16 protein-coding genes are annotated in these 19543 nt (G+C 45.6%); 9 read left to right on the top strand and 7 right to left on the bottom strand.

Annotated elements, in window-relative coordinates; genetic code table 11:
- Positions 1 to 62 precede the first annotated feature (62 nt).
- The 3 genes from AC3IT7_RS10260 to rlmH form a co-directional block, all read right to left on the bottom strand.
- On the bottom strand, positions 63 to 836 hold the full coding sequence (locus AC3IT7_RS10260; RefSeq protein WP_489248396.1) for a DUF4377 domain-containing protein: 774 nt from the start codon (positions 834 to 836) through the stop codon (positions 63 to 65).
- Between the two features lie 124 nt (positions 837 to 960).
- Complete coding sequence (locus AC3IT7_RS10255; protein ID WP_489248395.1) at positions 961 to 1737, bottom strand: DODA-type extradiol aromatic ring-opening family dioxygenase; 777 nt, start codon at positions 1735 to 1737, stop codon at positions 961 to 963.
- A 110-nt stretch (positions 1738 to 1847) separates the two neighbouring features.
- Positions 1848 to 2330 (bottom strand): 23S rRNA (pseudouridine(1915)-N(3))-methyltransferase RlmH, encoded by a 483-nt coding sequence (gene rlmH, locus AC3IT7_RS10250; RefSeq protein WP_475654077.1) that lies wholly within the window; start codon positions 2328 to 2330, stop codon positions 1848 to 1850.
- A gap of 152 nt (positions 2331 to 2482) precedes the next feature.
- On the opposite strand from rlmH, the gene AC3IT7_RS10245 reads away from it, so the two are divergent.
- On the top strand, positions 2483 to 3430 hold the full coding sequence (locus AC3IT7_RS10245; RefSeq protein WP_489248394.1) for a M28 family peptidase: 948 nt from the start codon (positions 2483 to 2485) through the stop codon (positions 3428 to 3430).
- Between the two features lie 64 nt (positions 3431 to 3494).
- Here AC3IT7_RS10245 and lon read toward each other — a convergent pair whose 3' ends face one another.
- Together lon and AC3IT7_RS10235 are read right to left on the bottom strand one after the other, a co-directional pair.
- Positions 3495 to 5921: an endopeptidase La gene (gene lon, locus AC3IT7_RS10240; protein ID WP_489248393.1), complete on the bottom strand. Its 2427-nt coding sequence runs from the start codon at positions 5919 to 5921 to the stop codon at positions 3495 to 3497.
- 147 nt (positions 5922 to 6068) lie between these two features.
- A complete protein-coding gene (locus tag AC3IT7_RS10235; RefSeq protein WP_489248392.1) occupies positions 6069 to 6650 on the bottom strand; it encodes a 5-formyltetrahydrofolate cyclo-ligase in 582 nt (193 codons plus the stop codon).
- Between the two features lie 415 nt (positions 6651 to 7065).
- On the opposite strand from AC3IT7_RS10235, the gene AC3IT7_RS10230 reads away from it, so the two are divergent.
- From AC3IT7_RS10230 to AC3IT7_RS10195, 8 genes are all read left to right on the top strand, one after another.
- On the top strand, positions 7066 to 7548 hold the full coding sequence (locus AC3IT7_RS10230; protein ID WP_489250004.1) for a VOC family protein: 483 nt from the start codon (positions 7066 to 7068) through the stop codon (positions 7546 to 7548).
- 438 nt (positions 7549 to 7986) lie between these two features.
- Complete coding sequence (atzF, locus tag AC3IT7_RS10225) at positions 7987 to 9810, top strand: allophanate hydrolase (RefSeq protein WP_489248391.1); 1824 nt, start codon at positions 7987 to 7989, stop codon at positions 9808 to 9810.
- A gap of 56 nt (positions 9811 to 9866) precedes the next feature.
- Positions 9867 to 13466, top strand: coding sequence for an urea carboxylase (uca, locus tag AC3IT7_RS10220; RefSeq protein WP_489248390.1), 3600 nt, complete (start codon positions 9867 to 9869; stop codon positions 13464 to 13466).
- Positions 13467 to 13478: 12 nt separating this feature from the next.
- Positions 13479 to 14183 carry a GntR family transcriptional regulator gene (locus AC3IT7_RS10215; protein ID WP_489248389.1) on the top strand — a complete coding sequence of 235 codons (705 nt, stop codon included), beginning with the start codon at positions 13479 to 13481 and terminating at the stop codon, positions 14181 to 14183.
- A gap of 318 nt (positions 14184 to 14501) precedes the next feature.
- A complete protein-coding gene (locus AC3IT7_RS10210) occupies positions 14502 to 15797 on the top strand; it encodes a PQQ-dependent sugar dehydrogenase (RefSeq protein ID WP_489248388.1) in 1296 nt (431 codons plus the stop codon).
- Between the two features lie 361 nt (positions 15798 to 16158).
- Positions 16159 to 16320, top strand: coding sequence for a YqaE/Pmp3 family membrane protein (locus AC3IT7_RS10205; RefSeq protein WP_475654093.1), 162 nt, complete (start codon positions 16159 to 16161; stop codon positions 16318 to 16320).
- 142 nt (positions 16321 to 16462) lie between these two features.
- On the top strand, positions 16463 to 16834 hold the full coding sequence (locus tag AC3IT7_RS10200) for a diacylglycerol kinase (protein WP_005093618.1): 372 nt from the start codon (positions 16463 to 16465) through the stop codon (positions 16832 to 16834).
- 30 nt (positions 16835 to 16864) lie between these two features.
- The gene (locus AC3IT7_RS10195) at positions 16865 to 17575 is read left to right on the top strand and encodes a phosphatase PAP2 family protein (protein WP_489250003.1); all 711 of its coding nucleotides are present in this window, start codon (positions 16865 to 16867) and stop codon (positions 17573 to 17575) included.
- Here the strand turns inward: AC3IT7_RS10195 and AC3IT7_RS10190 are convergent.
- On the bottom strand, positions 17542 to 18864 hold the full coding sequence (locus tag AC3IT7_RS10190) for an ATP-binding protein (protein WP_489248387.1): 1323 nt from the start codon (positions 18862 to 18864) through the stop codon (positions 17542 to 17544). The two genes, AC3IT7_RS10195 and AC3IT7_RS10190, sit on opposite strands and share 34 nt — an antisense overlap.
- Positions 18865 to 19542, bottom strand: a complete 678-nt coding sequence (locus tag AC3IT7_RS10185; RefSeq protein ID WP_489248386.1) for a response regulator transcription factor — start codon at positions 19540 to 19542, stop codon at positions 18865 to 18867. It lies immediately after the preceding gene.
- Position 19543 lies beyond the last annotated feature (1 nt).

Here is a 19543-nt window from a genome sequence, read left to right as displayed (position 1 = left end):
CTGACTTAGTATCGCTTTAAAAAACCGAGGCCATTGCCTCGGTTTTTTTATGGCTGAGTCTTTTAGAGGGTGCCTTTTACGGCTTCTCGTTCGACTGCCATGTCATAAATATAAGCATATTTGGACTGGTCGGCCGCAGGGTTGTTAATTTCAAAACGTTTGACCCGAATAATCTGGCGTTCATTTGGGGAATGCTGAAAACCTTCAATCTGGTCATAAAATAATGTCCAGTCTTTATCCACCTGAGTCTTCAGACCATTTTGATCATATTTAACTTCTTTGACTTGCAAGCAGCTTTGCTGAGCCACACCGCTACAGGATTTGGTTTCTGGGGAAATTTCCAGAAAGATCATTTCTGCCTGACCCTGATACCGGGTTTCCGGAGTCATTTTTCCGCTAAATTGATATTTTTGGCCATCGGCAGCAGTTAGCATTAAAGTCGGCTGGTCAGGATTTGTGGTATTGAGCGTAAAAGGAATTTCACGCTTTTGTAAAAGCTGGCTGACAAAACGTTCCTGTTGCATCAGTGCCGCATCACAAGCCATTTCGGTGCCTATGACTTCGCTGGTGCTGATGATATTGTTTTTTATAGACCAGCTTGTACTAAGGCCATTACAGCCCGTCACGGCGCTTAGGCGGCCTTGAGCATCAAAACTGAGTACGATAGGCCGTTCCAGTCTACGGTCCAGTTGCCAGTGGTAGGCTGAAAGAATCTGCTTTGCATTTTTTTGTTGTAGGATGGTCACGGTATGCTCTCCAGCCTGCTGAATATCACTTGACTGACAGGCTGCAAGGGTGAGCGGTAATAATGCCAGTACAATAAATTTTAATTTCATAGATTTATAATAAAGATCAAAGAATTAAAATGATAACGGATACATTTCTAAAAGATATGGATACATCTTGCATTTTTTGGTTGCAAAATGTATCCATATTTAAAGTGTTGAGGGACGATAATCCTTAGTCGAAACGATAAATATCCATGCCGAGTGAACCCATGCTGAAACTGCTATGCACCACACTAAAACGTGTGCCCGTGCCCATCGCAAAGAAAATCGGGGCAAAATGTTCCAGGGTAGGATGATTACGTGCCATGTGAGGAATATTGGACCAGTCCAGTACCGCGTCATAATCGCTATGTGTAAGTTTATGCACGACAAAATTGCGGAAACCCGAAGCCCATTCGGGGACATCGGCAGCGGTTCCGTCCCAAGACAGTTCGCGCAGGTTATGCGTAATGCTGCCTGAACCAATCAGCAGGATTTGCTGTTCACGAAGCGGCGCCAGACTTTGACCAATTTTATAGATTTCATCGGCACTCATTGACATAGGCAAGGAAATTTCGACCACTGGAATATCGGCATCTGGATACATATGTAGCAGCGGCATCCATACCCCATGATCACGTGGGCGAGTGCTGTTGGCATGTGCCGAAAAACCGGCATTGGCCAGCAAGCCTAAAATCTGCTCGGCCAGTTCAGGATGACCCGGTGCAGAATAGCGTAACTGATATAACTCCGGTGGGAAGCCACGGAAATCATGCCAGGTCTCTGGTCGAATGGCGCTGCTGACTTCCAATGCATCACTTTCCCAGTGTGCTGACATGATAATAATGGCTTCCGGACGTGGCAGGTTTTCGCTTAAACGATGCAGAGCAGGGCCCACTTGCTCAGGATTCAGCGCCAGCATTGGAGAGCCGTGAGAGATAAATAAGCCAGGCAACGTTTGTAAGTTCATAAGTCAAACCGCATCCAGAAGATGTCTCAATAATGCATTAAAAATAGCGAGAAAAGCAGGGGAAATTATTCAACAAAACGTTGCATAAACAGAACGCTTCAACAAAATCATTAACCTGCGCGATGATAGGGGTGATTGTGGTTAATGGTCATGGCACGATATAGTTGTTCAATGAGCATCACCCGAACCATGGGATGCGGTAGCGTAAGCTTAGACAGGGACCAATGCCATGCAGCAGCTTTACGAACTGCTTCCGAGTGCCCATCTGGTCCACCAATCGCCAGCACGACATCATTCCCTTCCTGCATCCAGCCTTTCATGGTGTCGGCCAGCTTTTCGGTACTGAACTCACGTCCACCAACTTCCAGCGCAATCAGGGTTTCATTCTGCTTGAGGGCATTTAGAATACTGTCACCCTCGATATTGCGGTATTTCAGAATATCTGCCTCAGAATCATTTTTGCCACGCTTGGCCATCGGCAGTTCAATGATCTGGGTCTGTACAAAAGGCTGAATACGTTTGAAATAATCTTCAAAACCAGTCAGCACCCAAGCTGGCATTTTTTGACCAATGGTCAGGATACGGATTTTCATACAGACAGATCAATAATTGGATACTTCATTATAACGATCAAACAACACGAAGTTGAGTCAGGAAACAAATTGAAATTGAAATGAGGGAGTTAGTGTTGCTTTAATGTCCTGAGTTCAAGTCTCCGCTTGATAAAGCAATGGAATAATAATAAATGCGGACTAAGGTCATCATAAAAGGATGTTGTACTTTGCTGCTGTTAGCGGTCGGTCTGATCGGTTCAAGTTTCAGTGCCGCCAATAGCAACACACGTGCCCAGATCCCTCATCTGGAATTGTTTTTCAGCCAGATCATGAGTGTCGATGAATTTCGAAATTATAAGAATCTTAAAGAGCTGAACCGGGTGTCTGCATGGATTAAAGGGCAGATGCAGCGTTTTGGTATTCCCTGTGAATTTCAGGTTTATGTCGTAAATAGCCTAAGCTACCGAAATGTGATTTGTCGGCTCAACCCCCAGGCCAAAACTAAAATGGTCATGGGCACGCATTATGATGTCTTGAGTGATCGTTATGGTGCTGACAACAATGCCTCGGGAGTGGCAGGTTTACTGGAAACTGCAAGATTACTGGCCTTACAGAAATCCAGACTCAAACATGAGATCGAATTTGCTTTTTATACCCTGGAAGAGCCGCCTTTTTTCAAGACAGAACATATGGGCAGCTATATTCATGCCAAGTCGCTCAAGAAACAAAAGCAAAAACTGAAAGGCGTGGTGATTCTGGATTCAATTGGCTATTTTGATGAAAATCTGGTGCAGACTTATCCGCTAGGATTGAAATGGATCTACCCAGATCATGGCAACTTTATTGCAGCGATTGGACATTTAGCCTCGACTGGAATGACCGGAGATTATTGTGCCGCCATGCAAAGTCTTAACCGTCTGGATTGTCAGCGTTTTGTCAGTCCGACATTTGCTCAGGATATGAATTTTTCGGGTTATCTGAATTATGCCAAATTCAACTATTCGACCATGCTGATTACCGATACTGCGCATTATCGTAATCCTTATTACAATACTGAGCTGGATACCTTGGATAAACTGGATCTGAGGAAGATGAGCTATGTGGTTGATGGACTGGTGGCAATGGCCTTACAACCTTAATCAGTTTCTATACTTGATAAAAAACCCTGCCGGAGCAGGGTTTTTTTGTGCAAATCAGCCAATCTTAATGACGTGCTGCTTTTGCTTGTTCTTTGGTTTTGACAATAGGCGCTTTAACCAGAGCTTTTGGCAAAGAGGTCAGTGCCAGCGGTAAAATCTCATCAATCGATTTCACTGCTTTAATCTCTAGACCTTCTTTTACATTCTCTGGAATTTCCGCCAGGTCACGTACGTTTTCCTGTGGAATGAACACCAGCTTGATGCCACCACGATGGGCTGCAAGAAGTTTCTCTTTCAAACCACCGATACGCAGTGCACGGCCGCCCAGACTGGTTTCACCGGTCATCGCGATATCCGGACGAATCGGGATACCTGTGAACGCAGAGACCAGTGCCGTAGTGAGTGCCAAACCTGCTGATGGACCATCTTTTGGTGTCGCACCTTCCGGCAAATGTACGTGTACATCGGTTTCTTCGAAACGAGAGGCTTCAATGCCAAGCTCATCTGCGCGGGTACGCACCACAGTCATCGCAGCGGTAATCGACTCTTTCATGACATCGCCCAGAGAGCCGGTGGTAATGAACTTGCCCTTACCAGGAACTGCTGCAACCTCGATAGTCAGCAATTCACCGCCAACAGAAGTCCAGGCCAGACCATTGACACGACCGATTTGCGCTTCTTCTTCCGCCATACCGTAGTCAAATTTGTGTGGACCCAAGTAGTCTGGAAGATTGCCTGCATCAACTTCAATATGAAGGTTTTTGGCTTTCTTGCTGACTGCTTCTTTGACCACTTTACGTGCAATTTTGGATACTTCACGCTCAAGACTACGTACACCGGCTTCACGGGTATAACGACGCACGATGTCACGAATCGCTTCTTCATGCACAGTTAACTCTTTAGCACGCAGGCCATTATTTTTGATGGCTTTGGGTACCAGGTAACGGTCAGCAATATTGACTTTCTCTTCTTCGGTATACCCTGGAAGACGAATCACTTCCATCCGATCCAGCAAGGCTTCAGGAATGTTCATGCTGTTTGCAGTACAGATAAACATTACTTCAGACAGGTCCAGATCCAGATCCAGATAGTGATCGCTGAACTTGTTGTTCTGTGATGGATCGAGGACTTCGAGCATCGCAGAAGCCGGATCGCCACGGTAGTCTTGGGCCATCTTGTCGATTTCATCGAGCAGGAACAACGGGTTTTTCACGCCCACTTTAGTCAATGACTGCACAATTTTACCTGGCATCGCACCGATATAAGTACGACGATGACCACGAATCTCGGCTTCGTCACGTACACCACCCAAGGCCATACGCACAAACTCACGACCAGTGGCTTTGGCAATCGACTCACCGAGTGAAGTTTTACCTACACCTGGAGGACCGACTAAGCACAGGATCGGGCCACGCAGTTTTTTCACCCGTGACTGAACCGCAAGATATTCCACGATACGGTCTTTGACATCGTCCAGGCCGTAGTGATCTGCATCCAGAATTTCCTGGGCCTTGTTCAGGTTAATGCTGACTTTGCTGGCTTTATTCCACGGTGTATCCAGAATGACTTCCAGATAGTTGCGAACCACTGCCGCTTCACTTGAAGCAGGCTGCATCGCTTTCAGTTTACGGAATTCGTTTTCAGCTTTCTTGCGCACATGCTCAGGCAAATCTGCTTCAGCAAGACGTTTTTCAATTTCAGCGACATCATCTTCCGCGCCGCCGTTCATATCAGAAAGCTCGCGCTGAATGACTTTCATTTTTTCATTCAGGAAGTATTCGCGCTGGTTCTTTTCCATCTGACGTTTAACCGAATCATGCAGGGTTTGCTCAATCTGCTGTTCTTCAGATTGTTGCAATAGATAGGTCATCAGCTCAGTCAGATGTGCTTCGAATTCGTCGTGTTCCAGGAATTTCTGTTTAACATCAATATTCAACGGCACACGGGTTGCGACAAAGAATAATAACTGTAACAGGTCTTCAATTTTGTTGGCTGCGGTGATCAGTTCACGCGCATTACGTAGCTTCGCTTCTGCATATTGAGCGAAAAGCGCACGTAATTCTTGCAAGCGTACAGCTTGAGTGTCTTCATCAACCGTAACCGTCATTGGGCTGAGTTCATGCTCTGCTGTCAGATACTCATTTTCGTCAATGATAGTTTTCAGCTTGGCACGATGCAGTCCTTCAATCAGGACTTTGATACAGTTTTCATCATTTTCGTGATTCACAACTTGCACAATCTTCGCGACAGTACCGTATTGATATAAATTGTCGTGATCAATTTCTTCTGTAAGCGAATCTTTTTGCGCAACCACAAATACTAGATTGTCACTGTTACGAGCCACATCAACTGCATTGATCGATTTTTCACGACCGACAAACAGCGCAATTTGCATGTGCGGATAAACCACCACATCACGCAGCGCCAAAAGGGGTAGTACACTTGGAACCTGAGGCTCTAAGGTTTCTTGATTCATAATAATTTCAGACATGAGCACTCCTAATGAGTGACAACGGTGTTGCCATGTTTTTAATAGTGATGGGTAATTTAAAAAATACAAGGGGAGTTAGGATTAAATTGTGCAAAAAATGACTAATTATGTGATTTTAAAGTAGTTCACAACCGGGAAATTGCAAAATTAACGTTTGAAGCGTAAAAAAACAGTTGGGGTAATTAAAGCATCCAGGGGCTGATCCCATTTTTCCCGTTTTAAAGGCTGTGCCAGCAGCTGAAAGTCATGCGCCAGACCCAGACGGAACGGGCGAGCACGAGCAGAGGCCAAGGTGCGATCATAGAAACCGCCACCCATACCAATGCGTGTACCTGAATAGTCACAGGCCAGCAGTGGCATGATCAATAGATCCAGTCTGGAAACATGCATGCCACGGGTGCTCATCGGCTCCCGCATTCCCAGACGATGATAGGCAAAGCGCCTGTTGCGATATTGATGCCGGCTAATCCGAATCCAGACCAGTTGCTGATTCATGTCGCAAATTGCAGGCAGATAGACCTGTTTGCCCAGTTTAAAGCAGCTTTCAATAATGGCTTGGGTATGAATCTCACCAAAGGCATGCAGGTAAATACCGATATGCTTGGCATGAATAAACTGTGGACTACCTAACAGGTGGTTTAGTACTTTTTGTGCAGCTTGCCTTTGCTCAAATTTAGAAAGATGACGACGTGTTTTACGCAGGTATCTTCTTAATTCTTGAATGGTCATAAGGCAAAAGCAGATCTAACAAAAGTGTGCTCTAGTCTAAGTGGGAATTCGGGAAAAGTAAAAAATAATTGTGATCTTCGTTCTGCTATGACGAGCTATAAAATTATTTAAATTCAGCAGATTTTGCCATGAATCTAATCTGTTGCAACTTGATTAAAATTGGTCAAGCCAAGGCATTGAGTTATTTGCTCCTTAAAATGCCATATTTTTAATTTTCTCTGAGTGATTGGTTTCTACATGATCCTTTTGCTATGTATGAAACAGATTTTGATTAATAAAGGTACAAATCTGGAACAGGGTGATTGTGTTTTTGGGTGAAATATAGAGAAAGGGGGAGCTGATTGCTTAACCTGATAGACAAAACATTGTAGTTAGGCAGAGCGCGTAAGACCTGGATCAATGGAGATGAAACATGATGAATATTACAAAGAACACCATCTGCCTTTGGTATGAAAATGATGCTGAAGCTGCTGCACGGTTTTATGCCGAGACCTTTCCAGATTCCTCGGTTGGCGCGGTACACCGTGCACCCGGAGATTATCCATCCGGAAAAGAAGGCGATATATTAACTGTCGAATTTAGGGTGCTGGGTGTTGCATGTGTGGGGCTGAATGGTGGTCCGACATTTCAGCATAACGAAGCTTTTTCATTTCAGGTCGCGACGGAGGATCAGCAAGAAACCGACCGTTACTGGAATGCAATCGTTGGCAATGGCGGTCAGGAAAGCGAGTGTGGCTGGTGTAAAGACAGGTGGGGCATTTCCTGGCAGATTATACCCATCGCGCTCATGCAGGGATTGGCCAGTTCTGACCGTGCCGCTGCCAAGCGCACTTTTGATGCAATGATGAGCATGCAGAAAATTGATATCGCCGTGATCGAAGCGGCAGTTCGTGGTTGAGCTGTGAAGATCTGATTAGTCGTTTCACTGGCTTGGTAGCGCAAGCCTATTCAACTGTTCGGATCATCTGTTTTGGTTATTTATGTAAAGCATAGCAGACAAATATCGCACTTTCTGGTGCATCAATCCCCCCGATTTAGGATCATCCAAGTCTTGTCTAAACTTAAAAGCTCATCAAAAAATGGGCTTTTATATGGGATGTTTAAAGTTGGGTAATGAAAATAATCGGATGTGCAAATCATCGCAAAAGCCAAAGATTGAACTAGCCAGATTTTTGCACTGAATTGAAAACCAGATGAACCAAAAATAAACACCGCATGCAATCCTGTAATTATCAAAACTTCCGAAATAATTTAAGTTGATGAAATTTATATAAAAATTAAATTGGCATAAGTTCTGCATAGAGTATTCAAACTTGGATACAAGATTGGATGCAAAATGCTTAATCAAAAAATGATCGGTTGGACAGTCCCAGAATGGCGCGAAGCTTATCAACAAAAACAGATTCAACTGGATGATCTTTATCAGCTGGTTGCCCAATTTGACCCAAATGATCCGGCCTGGATTTCAATTGCGACGAATGAAGTTCTCAGTGCACAAATTGCTGCACTCAAAACAATAGAAAATGCCGAGCAACTGCCTTTATACGGCATCCCTGTTGCCGTCAAAGACAATATTGATGTAGCAGGATTTGCCACTACGGCGGCATGTAAAGTTTTAAGCGACATTAAACAGCAAGATGCCTTTGTCGTGACACGTCTGAAACAGGCCGGTGCGATTATTGTGGCTAAAACCAATCTGGATCAGTTTGCTACCGGTCTGGTTGGGACACGTTCTCCATTTGGTGCTGTGCCGAATACCTTCAATCCGGACTATGTCAGTGGTGGCTCAAGCTCTGGTTCTGCAAGTGTGGTGGCACGTGGTTTAGTGCCGATTGCCTTGGGAACCGATACCGCGGGGTCTGGCCGTGTACCGGCTGCATTTAACAATATTGTGGGGTTAAAACCGACCAAGGGACGTTTTTCAAATAGCGGTTTATTACCTGCCTGTAAAAGTCTGGACTGCATTTCAATATTTGCCTTGACCGTCACAGATGCTGAAGCTGTGGCTAAAGTGATAGAAGGCTATGATGCCAAAGACAGCTATTCACGGCAAAATCCGAATACCGCACCAGCAAAATTTAATGGCAAACCTCATTTTGCCATTCCGGCACAACTGGAATTTTTCGCAGATCAACAGTCTGCGGCGGCCTATCAAGCAGCGTTAACAGAACTTGAGGCGATGGGTGCTACGATTACACCGATTGATTTCTCGGCATTTTCAGCTTTGGCTGCACAGCTTTATCAGGGTTCGTGGGTAGCAGAGCGTACAGCTGCGGTAGAAGATTTACTGCTAAGCAATGCTGAAGCTTTTGATCCAACCGTGTTAGAGATCATTCAAAAAGGTCAGCAATATTCCGCAGTGGATGCCTATCAGGCTGAATATCTCAAACAGGATCTGACCCGGGTGATTCAAGCACAATTAAGCGAATTTGATGCCCTGATTGTACCGAGTTCACCAACTATCCATACCCTTGCTGAAATGGCCGCAGCACCGATTGAAAATAATAGCCATTTTGGAACGTATACCAATTTTACCAATCTTGCAGACTTAAGTGCTCTGGCAGTACCTGCCGGTTTCCGTGCGGATGGCTTGCCCTTTGGGATTACCCTGATTGCACCGGCCTGGCATGATGCAGCCTTGGCTGATTTTGCCAGCAAATGGCAGCAGCACACCCAACTGTCACTCGGGGCTTTAAACAAAACCCTGCCACTATTTCAGCCAACCAATAGCCAGGTATCAGAGCATCATTTCCGTGTTGCCGTTGTCGGTGCACATCTGACCGGCATGCCGCTAAATTTTCAGCTCAGCACACGCAATGCCGTGCATGTCGAGACCACCCAGACCTCTGCCGATTACGCCCTGTATGCCTTGCCGGGAACTGTACCGCCTAAACCAGGTTTGGCGCGGGTTGAGGATGGGGCAGGCCATCAGATTATTGTCGAACTTTGGGATATTCCCCAAGCCCGTTTTGGTGAATTTGTCGCAGAAATTCCAACACCGCTTGGTATGGGAAATGTCGAACTTGCCGACGGCCGCTGGGTGAAAGGCTTTATTTGTGAACCTTATGGCTTAAAGGGTGCAACAGAGATCAGCGAGCTTGGCGGGTGGCGTGCCTATATCCAGCAGCTTCATCAGCAAAACACCAAGACTACAGCTTAAAGAAATAAACAGTATTCAAAAGTATTTAAAAAAATTCAGAAAGATAGGGGATTCCCATGTTTAAAACTGTACTGATTGCAAACCGGGGCGAAATTGCTGTTCGCGCCATTCGCACCTTGAAAAAATTAGGCGTGACCAGTGCCGCGGTATATTCAGACACAGATCGTTATGCGCAACATGTACTGGATGCCGATATTGCCGTGGCACTGGACGGTAGCAAACCAGGCGATACCTATTTAAGTATTGAAAAACTGATTGCCGCAGCCAAGCAAACGGGAGCTGAAGCAATTTTCCCGGGTTATGGTTTCCTGTCTGAAAGTGCCGAGTTCTCACGTGTCTGTGAAGAAAATGGCATTGCCTTTATGGGGCCGACCGCCGAACAGATTTTAGAATTTGGTTTAAAACATCGTGCCCGTGAACTTGCTGCTGCGGCCAATGTCCCGATGACACCGGGCACAGGTCTGTTAAACAGTCTGGATGAAGCCTTGGCAGAAGCGGAAAAAATTGGCTATCCGATCATGCTAAAAAGCACGGCAGGCGGTGGTGGTATCGGTTTAACCCGCTGTGATGATGCAGAAGCCTTGCGCGATGCATTTGAGAGTGTGAAACGTCTGGGCGAGCAGTTCTTTAAAGATGCCGGGGTATTTCTGGAATGCTTTATCGATAAAGCCCGCCATGTCGAAGTACAGATTTTTGGGGATGGTCAGGGACAGGTTGTCGCTTTGGGTGAGCGTGACTGTTCATTGCAGCGCCGTAACCAAAAAGTGGTTGAGGAAACTCCGGCGGCACATTTGCCGGAAGCGACGCGGCAAAAACTGCATCAAGCAGCGGTTGAACTCGGCCAGTCGGTCAAATATCGCAGTGCTGGTACAGTCGAATTTATTTATGATGCAGCACGTGATGAATTTTACTTCCTTGAAGTGAATACCCGTTTGCAGGTAGAGCATCCTGTCACTGAAATGGTGACCGGTTTAGACCTGATTGAATGCATGCTCAAAGTTGCCGCCGGCGATGCCCTTGACTGGCAGCAGCTACGCAGTCTTCAGCCACAAGGTGCCGCGATTGAAGTACGGATCTATGCCGAAGATCCGATCAAGAGTTTCCAGCCAAGTCCGGGTGTTTTGACCGATGTGTTTTTCCCTGAAAATATCCGGGTCGATACCTGGGTCAGTACAGGAACTGAAATTTCGCAATACTTTGATCCAATGATTGCCAAGATTATCGTGCATGCCAAAGATCGTGAAACTGCAATTAATCAATTGAAAACAGCGCTCGCTGAAACCCGTCTCAATGGCATTAGCACCAATCTGGATTATGCCCATAGCGTTATTTCAGATCCGCGTTTTGAACAGATGCAGATCTGGACCCGCATGCTGGATGATTTCCAGTATGTGCCAAATGTCATCGAAGTGATTCAGGCCGGTACTCAAAGTTCAATTCAGGATTATCCGGGACGGGTTGGCTATTGGGATATTGGTGTACCGCCATCAGGCCCAATGGATGATTATGCATTCCAGCTGGCCAATAAAATTGTCGGCAATGCCCAGGCTGCTGCCGGTTTTGAATTTACCTTACAAGGGCCAGTCTTGAAGTTTCATGCAGATAATGTGATTGCCTTAACCGGTGCGCCGTGTGCGGTGAGTCTGGATGGTGCTGCCGTAGATTTCTGGCAACCGGTTCAGGTCAAAGCTGGACAAAGCTTAAAAATCGGTCAGGTTGAGTCCGGTTGCCGGACTTATCTGGCGGTGCGAAATGGTTTAAATGTACCGGAATACTTGGGCAGTCGTTCCACGTTTGCTTTAGGTAATTTTGGTGGACATGCAGGCCGTGTATTACGTGCTGGCGACATGATTAAAATGGTCAATCCCGATCTGGCTGCCGATGGTCTACCTTTGGCAATTGCAGCACCTGAAGCGCTGGCAACCGATCTGATTCCACGTTATGGCAAGGAATGGAAAATTGGTGTGCTGTATGGCCCGCATGGTGCACCGGATTTCTTTAAAGCTGAATATATTGATGAGTTTTTTGCCTCAAGCTGGAAAGTGCATTTTAACTCGAATCGTCTGGGTATCCGTTTAACCGGGCCGACGCCAAGCTGGGCGCGTGAAAATGGCGGTGAAGCAGGCTTACATCCGTCCAATGTACATGATTGTGAATATGCGATTGGTGCAATTAACTTTACTGGCGATTTTCCGGTCATTCTGGCCAAAGATGGCCCAAGTCTGGGTGGCTTTGTCTGTCCGGTCACCATCGCCAAAGCTGAACTCTGGAAAATCGGACAGTTGAAAGCCGATGACACGATTAGCTTCTATCCAATCTCGGTAGAACAGGCCAATGCCTTGGAACAGCAGCAAATTGAAACGATTGAAAATTTTGCCAAGGGTGCAATGAGCGTCGAAACGGAAGCTGTTGCAGTATCTTCGGACAGTATTATTGCACTGCGTGAGGCGACACAAGATACACCGAAAGCAGTCTATCGTCAGGCCGGTGACAGCTATATCCTGCTGGAATATGGCGATAACGTACTGGATTTAGCCTTACGTTTACGTGTACATCGCTTGATGCAGTTAATTCGTGCAGCTGATATTGACGGCATTTTAGAATTGTCGCCAGGAGTACGATCATTACAGATCAAATATGATGGCCTGCGTTTTAGCCAGCAGCAACTGATTCACTTCCTGCTCGGCCTTGAACAGCAGATGGGTGATTTACGTGACATTAAGGTGCCATCACGAATTATCCATTTGCCTATGGCCTTTGAAGACTCCGCAACTTTGGGTGCAGTGGAACGTTATCAGGAAAGCGTCTGTGCCAAAGCACCGTGGTTGCCAAACAACGTCGATTTTATTCAGCGTATTAATGGTTTATGCAGCCGTCAGCAAGTCAAGGACATTATTTTTGATGCCAATTATCTGATTTTAGGTCTAGGCGATGTCTATCTGACGGCTCCATGTGCAGTGCCGATAGATCCACGCCACCGCTTGCTCAGTTCCAAATATAATCCGGCACGTACTTTTACCGCTGAAGGCACAGTCGGCATTGGCGGCATGTATATGTGCATTTATGGCATGGATTCACCGGGTGGCTACCAGCTGATTGGCCGCACCGTGCCCATCTGGAACAAGTTTAAAAAGAACAAGCAGTTTGGCGATCAGCAATGGTTCTTACGCTTCTTTGACCAGATCAAATATTACGAAGTGACTGAAGCCGAACTGGATCAGTTCCGCGCTGACTTTGCGCATGGTCAGGCCGAAATCAAAATTGAAGAAAGCGAATTTGATTTTGCAGCGTATCAAGACTTTCTTGCCACCGAGCAAGACAGTATTGCCGCCTTTAAAGCGCAGCAACAGGCAGCTTTTAGCAGCGAAGTTGCACGCTGGAAAGACGAGTTCGATGCACCGGCAGAAATGGAAATCGTGCAGGATAATACCGACTATAGCCAGTATGTGCCTTTAAATGCCTCGATGACGGGCAATATCTGGAAAGTCTTTGTTGAAGCCGGACAGATTGTGAAAAAAGGCGACACGGTGGCCATTATTGAAGCCATGAAAATGGAATTGCCGGTATATGCCGATGATGATGGCATTGTCAAAGCCATTATCTGCCGGTCTGGCCAGACCGTGCATAGTGGTGAACCCTTGGTCTATATGGAATGATGGATTCAAGCTATGACCCTTGTCCGCAATCCGATCCCTAAATCAGGAAAAAGCTCAGACAATCTGTCTGAGCGGGTATTCCAGAACATTAAAAATGACATTTTCGACTTTAAACTGATGCCGGGGGAGCGTTTTACTGAATCTGAAATTGCTGAAACCTATGCGGTCAGCCGTACTCCGATTCGGCAAGCCTTGTACCGTTTACAGCAAGAAGGCTATGTCGACGTGCAGTTTAGAAGTGGCTGGCAAGTCCGGCCGCTGAACTTCAAGGCTTATGAAGAGCTGTATGATCTGCGGATTTTGCTTGAATGTCATGCAGTGGAACAACTCTGTCACATGCCTGACCTTCAGCTCAAAGCTGCCTTGGCCGTTTTGCTTCAAACCTGGTGTATCGAGCCTGAGCAGTATATCTATGACCTCAAACGGTTATCTGTACAAGATGAAGCATTCCACTGCCAGCTGGTCATTGCGGCAGGTAATGCAGAAATGGCCAGGATTCATCATGAGCTCAGTGAAAAAATTCGCATCATACGCCGTCTGGATTTTTCCAAAGATGACCGGATCGAAGCGACTTATGCCGAGCATCAGCAGATTTTAACACAGCTGCTGGCTCGAGACTTAGTGGGCTGTCTGGGCACATTAGAGCTGCATATTCGGCAAAGCCGCAATGAAGTGAAAAAAATCACCCTGGAAATGCTGTCTTATCGTCAGGTCTAACGTAGTCCTTGTAAATGAGACCTGAGCAAGACACCTAATGTTGGGACGTATCATGTCTGAATGAATGACCATCAGCACGGATTGAGTGACTGATGGTTATTCGCTTAAAACTCTTGTTTTCAGGTTGCAGTGAACAGAAAAACGGGTATGACTCGATCCTGATAACCAATTCATAACCAGAAAAAACATGAACAAACTAGTGGCAGCGCCAATTGTTTTTTAAAGTAAGTAAATCATGATAAAAAATAACAAGAGACAATAATGCCTATTCAGCTGCTTCACTTTTTTTTGCCTGGTAGCTTTGCAATTTTATTGACGATGACCGCTTGTGCGATGCCATCCAAGTCTCCAGTTGCTGATAGCTACGGTTCCCAGCCACACTTGCCCAAACCGAAATCCAGCTTGTTGCCTACAGTCAATATTGCACCTGCCAAAGGCTGGCCTGAAGGCAAGATGCCAACCGCTGCTCCAGGTTTAAACGTTCAGGCATTTGCCCAAGGGTTGCAGCATCCGCGCTGGCTCTATGTACTGCCAAATGGAGATGTACTTGTGGCCGAAACCGATGCACCGCCCAAGCCCGATGATAGCAAAGGCATTAAAGGCAAAATCATGAAGTGGGTGATGCAGCGAGCAGGTTCATCGCATCCGAGTGCCAACCGTATCAGTCTGCTTCGGGACACCAATGGCGATGGGGTCGCTGATCAGAAAACCGTATTTTTACAGAATCTCAATTCTCCATTTGGCATGGCGCTGGTCGGCAATATGCTGTACGTGCCCAATACTGATGCCCTGATGCGTTTTCCTTATCAGGCAGGAGCTACTCAAATTACCGCAGCCGGCAGCAAGGTATTGGATTTACCAGCCGGACGCTTAAATCATCACTGGACCAAAAACGTGATTGCCAATCCAGCCGGCAACAAACTTTATATTACGGTCGGTTCCAACAGTAACGTGGCCGAAAATGGGTTGGATCAGGAACAGGGCCGGGCACTGATTATGGAGTTTGATCTGGCCACTGCTCAGGCACGAGCGTTTGCGACCGGATTACGCAACCCGAATGGCATGGACTGGCAACCTCAGAGCGGCACCCTTTGGACAGTGGTCAATGAACGTGACGAACTCGGTAATGATCTAGTGCCCGATTACCTGACCTCCGTTAAAGATGGTGCTTTTTATGGCTGGCCTTATAGCTATTATGGCCAACATGTCGATACACGGGTCAAACCGCAAAACCCTGCGCTGGTTGCACGGGCGATTCCGCCAGATTATGCACTGGGAAATCATACTGCATCATTGGGCTTAAGCTTTTATACAGCAGACCTGATGCCGCAATATCGTCATGGTGCGCTGATTGGTCAGCATGGTTCATGGAACCGCAAGCCGCATAGTGGCTATAAAGTGATTTTTGTTCCCTTTCAAAATGGCCAGCCTTCAGCCCAACCTCAAGATGTCTTGACTGGCTTTTTAAGTGATCAGGGCGAAGCGTTTGGGCGGCCTGTCGGTGTTGTTATAGATTCCTCGGGTGCCATTTTAGTGGCGGATGATGTGGGTGATACCATTTGGCGTGTGTCTCCCGAGCTGAAACCTGCCCAGTCGCCATCAGTTTTACAGTAAGAAGCTTGAGGCTCTAAGCTTCGATTCGAATCAAAACTTGTTGCATAACACTGATGAAAGTAAAGGGTATTTCATTAAAACGTCAATATCTTACTTGAAAATATCAGAGCATGAAAATGATTCAATATATTTTTAAGCTTGATTTAAGCTCACTGCATTAGGCTTTAAAAATATTGTTTAGAGTGATTCTTCATGAATACCCATTATTTTGATCATGCCAGAAAATATCCCATAAAGCGGAGTGCCACCTGAGCCAGAGATTAAAAATTAACAATAGCAGGTCATCCAAAATATAAGTGATTTTTACGTTTTATCCTTTTTACTCGATCCATTTACCCTTTGGAAAGAGAGGATTTTTAAAATGAAGCTAGTGATTGCATTTATTTTCCCCTGGTCGTTATTTATGACCATTCATAAACCCTTTGAAGCCATCGTATGTCTTTTATTGCAGGTTTCGATTTTAGGCTGGATTCCTGCTGCCATCTGGGCCATGCATGTTCTAGATCGAGATCAAATAGCTTAATAAACCCATGCTTGATTAAGATTCCAGCAATACAAGTTTGGTCAGATAGAAATACAAGAATTTAAACTGAATGACAGTATTTTTAATCTTTCTTTAAGCTGGCTTGACTATGCTTTAGGTCTGTATTTAATGGTTGAAGATAATGAGTTTGTATTCTGCTGATAAAGGTAAAACAGGTCTGAAACGGATTTTGGCAGCCACTGCTTATTCACTTTCAGGATTCAGATCGGCTTTTAAAAATGAAGCCGCATTCAGGCAAATTGTATTGCTAAATATGATCTTAATTCCGCTCAGTTTTTTTGTACCCGTCAGCCGGGTTGAACAGGCGATGCTGATCGCAGTCTGTCTGTTGGCACTCATCATTGAACTGATTAATTCTGCTATTGAAGCCACAGTAGACCGTATTTCGCTGGAACGCCATGAGCTGTCTAAAAATGCCAAAGATATGGGAAGCGCGGCTCAATTTGTGGCATTAACCCTGATTGTGCTGACCTGGGGCATTATTCTGATTTAATGCGAAATTCTGACTCCTCTTGAGCAGCTTATTATGCAAGATCGTTCACAGTTTCTGTTAAAGCAAAGCCTGCTTCTGGCATTAGCTTTGGTAATACTTTGCAGTTTTTTCAGCATCGGTGGCAGGCTCGATTTAAAGCTGATTGCTCCTTTTGTTGATCTGACTGGACATTTTCCACTGAAAAATCACTGGGCCTTGGCACAGCTGAATCATCGTTATGTTAAAAATATTTTAATTTTAGTCTATATATCATTTTTATTGGGCTGGCTGGCTTCGTTTAAGTTTCAGGCATGGCAGACCAGACGCTGGGAATTTGGCTATTATTTTGGCATGGTGGTGATTTCGACCGTACTGATTGGTATTTTAAAGTCACAATCTGCGCATGCCTGCCCATGGAATATGGCTATTGCAGGCCCTCAGGGAATGTCTTGGAATTTCAGTGCCACAGCCGGCCACTGTTTTCCCGGCGGCCATGCTTCAAGTGGATTTGCCTTAATGGCTGGCTATTTTGTTTATCGAGGTTCGAACCGGTCTCGTGCCTATTTTTTGCTGTTTTCTGCCAGCATTTTAGGACTGGCCATGGGCTGGGCACAAATGATGCGCGGCGCACATTTTTTCAGTCATAACCTTTGGACCGGCTGGATCATCTGGTGTCTCAATGTGATTGCCTATGCGCTTTTTTATCATAAGCTGCCTCAAGCAAGGCGCTATTCTAGCGTAAAGAGTGGAAATTTAACCTGAACACACAAGCCACCCAAACTGGTACTTCTGGAAAATCCCAGTTGTCCGCCTAAACGTTCTGCAGCCTTATCTACAATCGACAGACCCAGACCGCTGCCTATCTCAGCATGATGATGAATCCGGTAAAAACGTTTGCGAATCTGGTTAAATTGCGCTGGTTCTATGCCGCTGCCACTGTCTTCAACTTGTAAAATGGCCTGGTCGTGTTGCTTGAAGATGGAAACATTGATGATGCCTTGGCTAGGCGTGTATTTAATTGCATTGTCGATTAAATTATAAATAATCGAATTCAGGGCTGCTTCGTGTCCCTGAATCAGCAGATCCTGTTGTTGAACCACGCCTAGATCAATATCTTTCTGAATTGCCAGTTGAATCACTTGTTCAATACACTGAATGGTCAGCTGATTTAAAGACAAGATCTGCACCGGTTCTGCAGCGCTCAGCACGGCATCCTGTTTGGCCAGACTCAGCAGCTGATTGACCAGATGCTGCATCCGCAATAAACCCTGACTTAAATTTTTCAGCGCATCATTATGTGGAAATTGTTCCAGTAAAATTTGCAGTTGTAAATTTAGTGCAGTAAGCGGTGTTCTTAATTCATGTGCCGAATCGGCCACAAACTGGCGCTGTTCCTGTTGTGCCAGAGAAATACGCTCAAATAACTGGTTCATTTCTCGAATGGTCGGCATGAGTTCGACAGGATAATGCTGGCTTTGAATCGGACTGAGTTGCTGTGCTTTTCGACTCGCCAATTCGGTTCTAAAGTCATTTAAAGGCCGGAAATTATGTCGGATCAGCCAGCTCAATGCCCATAAAGCAAAGGGCAGAAACAGCACATAAGGAATAAACATATTGGCTGCCAACTCCAGAGCCAGATATTGGCGTACCGATTTTTGCTGGCTGATTTGAATCTGAAAATCCTGCTGGGGCAGAATATAAGTATGCCAAATACCATGTTCGGTCTGCTGGGTATAAAAACCGGGTGTTTGTACAGCATTCACCCGTAGATCCTGCGGATGAGCCTGTTGCTGGCTATCGGCATAGGCCCAGATATCTACAAATAAATCTTCTTCGCTATAGCGATGATCAAGATTGATCTGACTTTGTACCGGCTGGGGCCGATTTTGTGCAATACGCTCTGCCAGACTTTGCATCTGGGCATCCAGAATCTCATTAATTTCCTCCAGCGCAATCCGGTAAGCCGCAAAAATCAACACGCAGCCAAGGATAATACTAAAAGCAGAGACATACAGAATCAGGCGTTTTTGTAGAGAATAGCCGGCTTGCATTTAAATCGGTCCTAGACGGTAACCGAGACCGCGAATGGTACGAATAAAGTCTTTGCCCAGTTTGGCACGTAAATGATGAATATAAACTTCAATCGTATTGCTGCTCACTTCACTGTCAAAATCATACAATTTATCTTCCAGATTGGCTTTGGAAAAAATTTTATTGGGATGTGTCACTAAGGGGGTCAGAATGGCCCATTCGCGATTGGACAAATCCAGCGCCTGTCCTTTGAATGTGGCAGCGTGTTGCTCCAGATTTAGAACTAAATCGCCGTAGTGCAAAATTTGACAAGATTCAGGGGCAGCAGCAAGTTGTCCACTGCGTCTTAACAATGCCTGGATACGCGCCAGCAGTTCATCAAATTCATAAGGTTTAACCAAATAATCATCTGCACCCTGATTCAAGCCATCGACCCGATTTTGTAACTGATCACGGGCCGAAATGATCAGGACCGGTAAATGCGGATAAGATTGACGGATGTTTTTCAGTACTTGCATGCCATCCATTCTGGGCAAACCCAGATCAAGCAGTACCAGCTCACAGGGAGTCTGCTGGAGCAGCTTTAATCCATCCAGACCATTGTTAACCCAGCTCACCTCAAACTGATGCAGCTTTAGCAGCGTTTGCGTAGACTCTGCAATCATAAAGTCATCTTCAATAATGAGTATTTTATGCATG

This window comes from Acinetobacter sp. KH_038 (genome assembly GCF_057839405.1).
The sequence above is the reverse complement of the archived record's forward strand: the minus strand, read 5'-3'. Positions and strand labels throughout refer to the sequence as shown.

Coding starts and splice junctions, on each gene's coding strand:
- AC3IT7_RS10230 (WP_489250004.1), top strand. CDS start 7,066: ATGAATATTACAAAGAACACCATCTGCCTTTGGTATGAAAATGATGCT.
- AC3IT7_RS10200 (WP_005093618.1), top strand. CDS start 16,463: ATGAGTTTGTATTCTGCTGATAAAGGTAAAACAGGTCTGAAACGGATT.
- AC3IT7_RS10205 (WP_475654093.1), top strand. CDS start 16,159: ATGAAGCTAGTGATTGCATTTATTTTCCCCTGGTCGTTATTTATGACC.
- AC3IT7_RS10185 (WP_489248386.1), bottom strand. CDS start 19,542: ATGCATAAAATACTCATTATTGAAGATGACTTTATGATTGCAGAGTCT.
- AC3IT7_RS10255 (WP_489248395.1), bottom strand. CDS start 1,737: ATGAACTTACAAACGTTGCCTGGCTTATTTATCTCTCACGGCTCTCCA.
- AC3IT7_RS10215 (WP_489248389.1), top strand. CDS start 13,479: ATGACCCTTGTCCGCAATCCGATCCCTAAATCAGGAAAAAGCTCAGAC.
- uca (WP_489248390.1), top strand. CDS start 9,867: ATGTTTAAAACTGTACTGATTGCAAACCGGGGCGAAATTGCTGTTCGC.
- AC3IT7_RS10190 (WP_489248387.1), bottom strand. CDS start 18,864: ATGCAAGCCGGCTATTCTCTACAAAAACGCCTGATTCTGTATGTCTCT.
- atzF (WP_489248391.1), top strand. CDS start 7,987: ATGCTTAATCAAAAAATGATCGGTTGGACAGTCCCAGAATGGCGCGAA.
- lon (WP_489248393.1), bottom strand. CDS start 5,921: ATGTCTGAAATTATTATGAATCAAGAAACCTTAGAGCCTCAGGTTCCA.
- rlmH (WP_475654077.1), bottom strand. CDS start 2,330: ATGAAAATCCGTATCCTGACCATTGGTCAAAAAATGCCAGCTTGGGTG.
- AC3IT7_RS10235 (WP_489248392.1), bottom strand. CDS start 6,650: ATGACCATTCAAGAATTAAGAAGATACCTGCGTAAAACACGTCGTCAT.
- AC3IT7_RS10245 (WP_489248394.1), top strand. CDS start 2,483: ATGCGGACTAAGGTCATCATAAAAGGATGTTGTACTTTGCTGCTGTTA.
- AC3IT7_RS10260 (WP_489248396.1), bottom strand. CDS start 836: ATGAAATTAAAATTTATTGTACTGGCATTATTACCGCTCACCCTTGCA.
- AC3IT7_RS10210 (WP_489248388.1), top strand. CDS start 14,502: ATGACCGCTTGTGCGATGCCATCCAAGTCTCCAGTTGCTGATAGCTAC.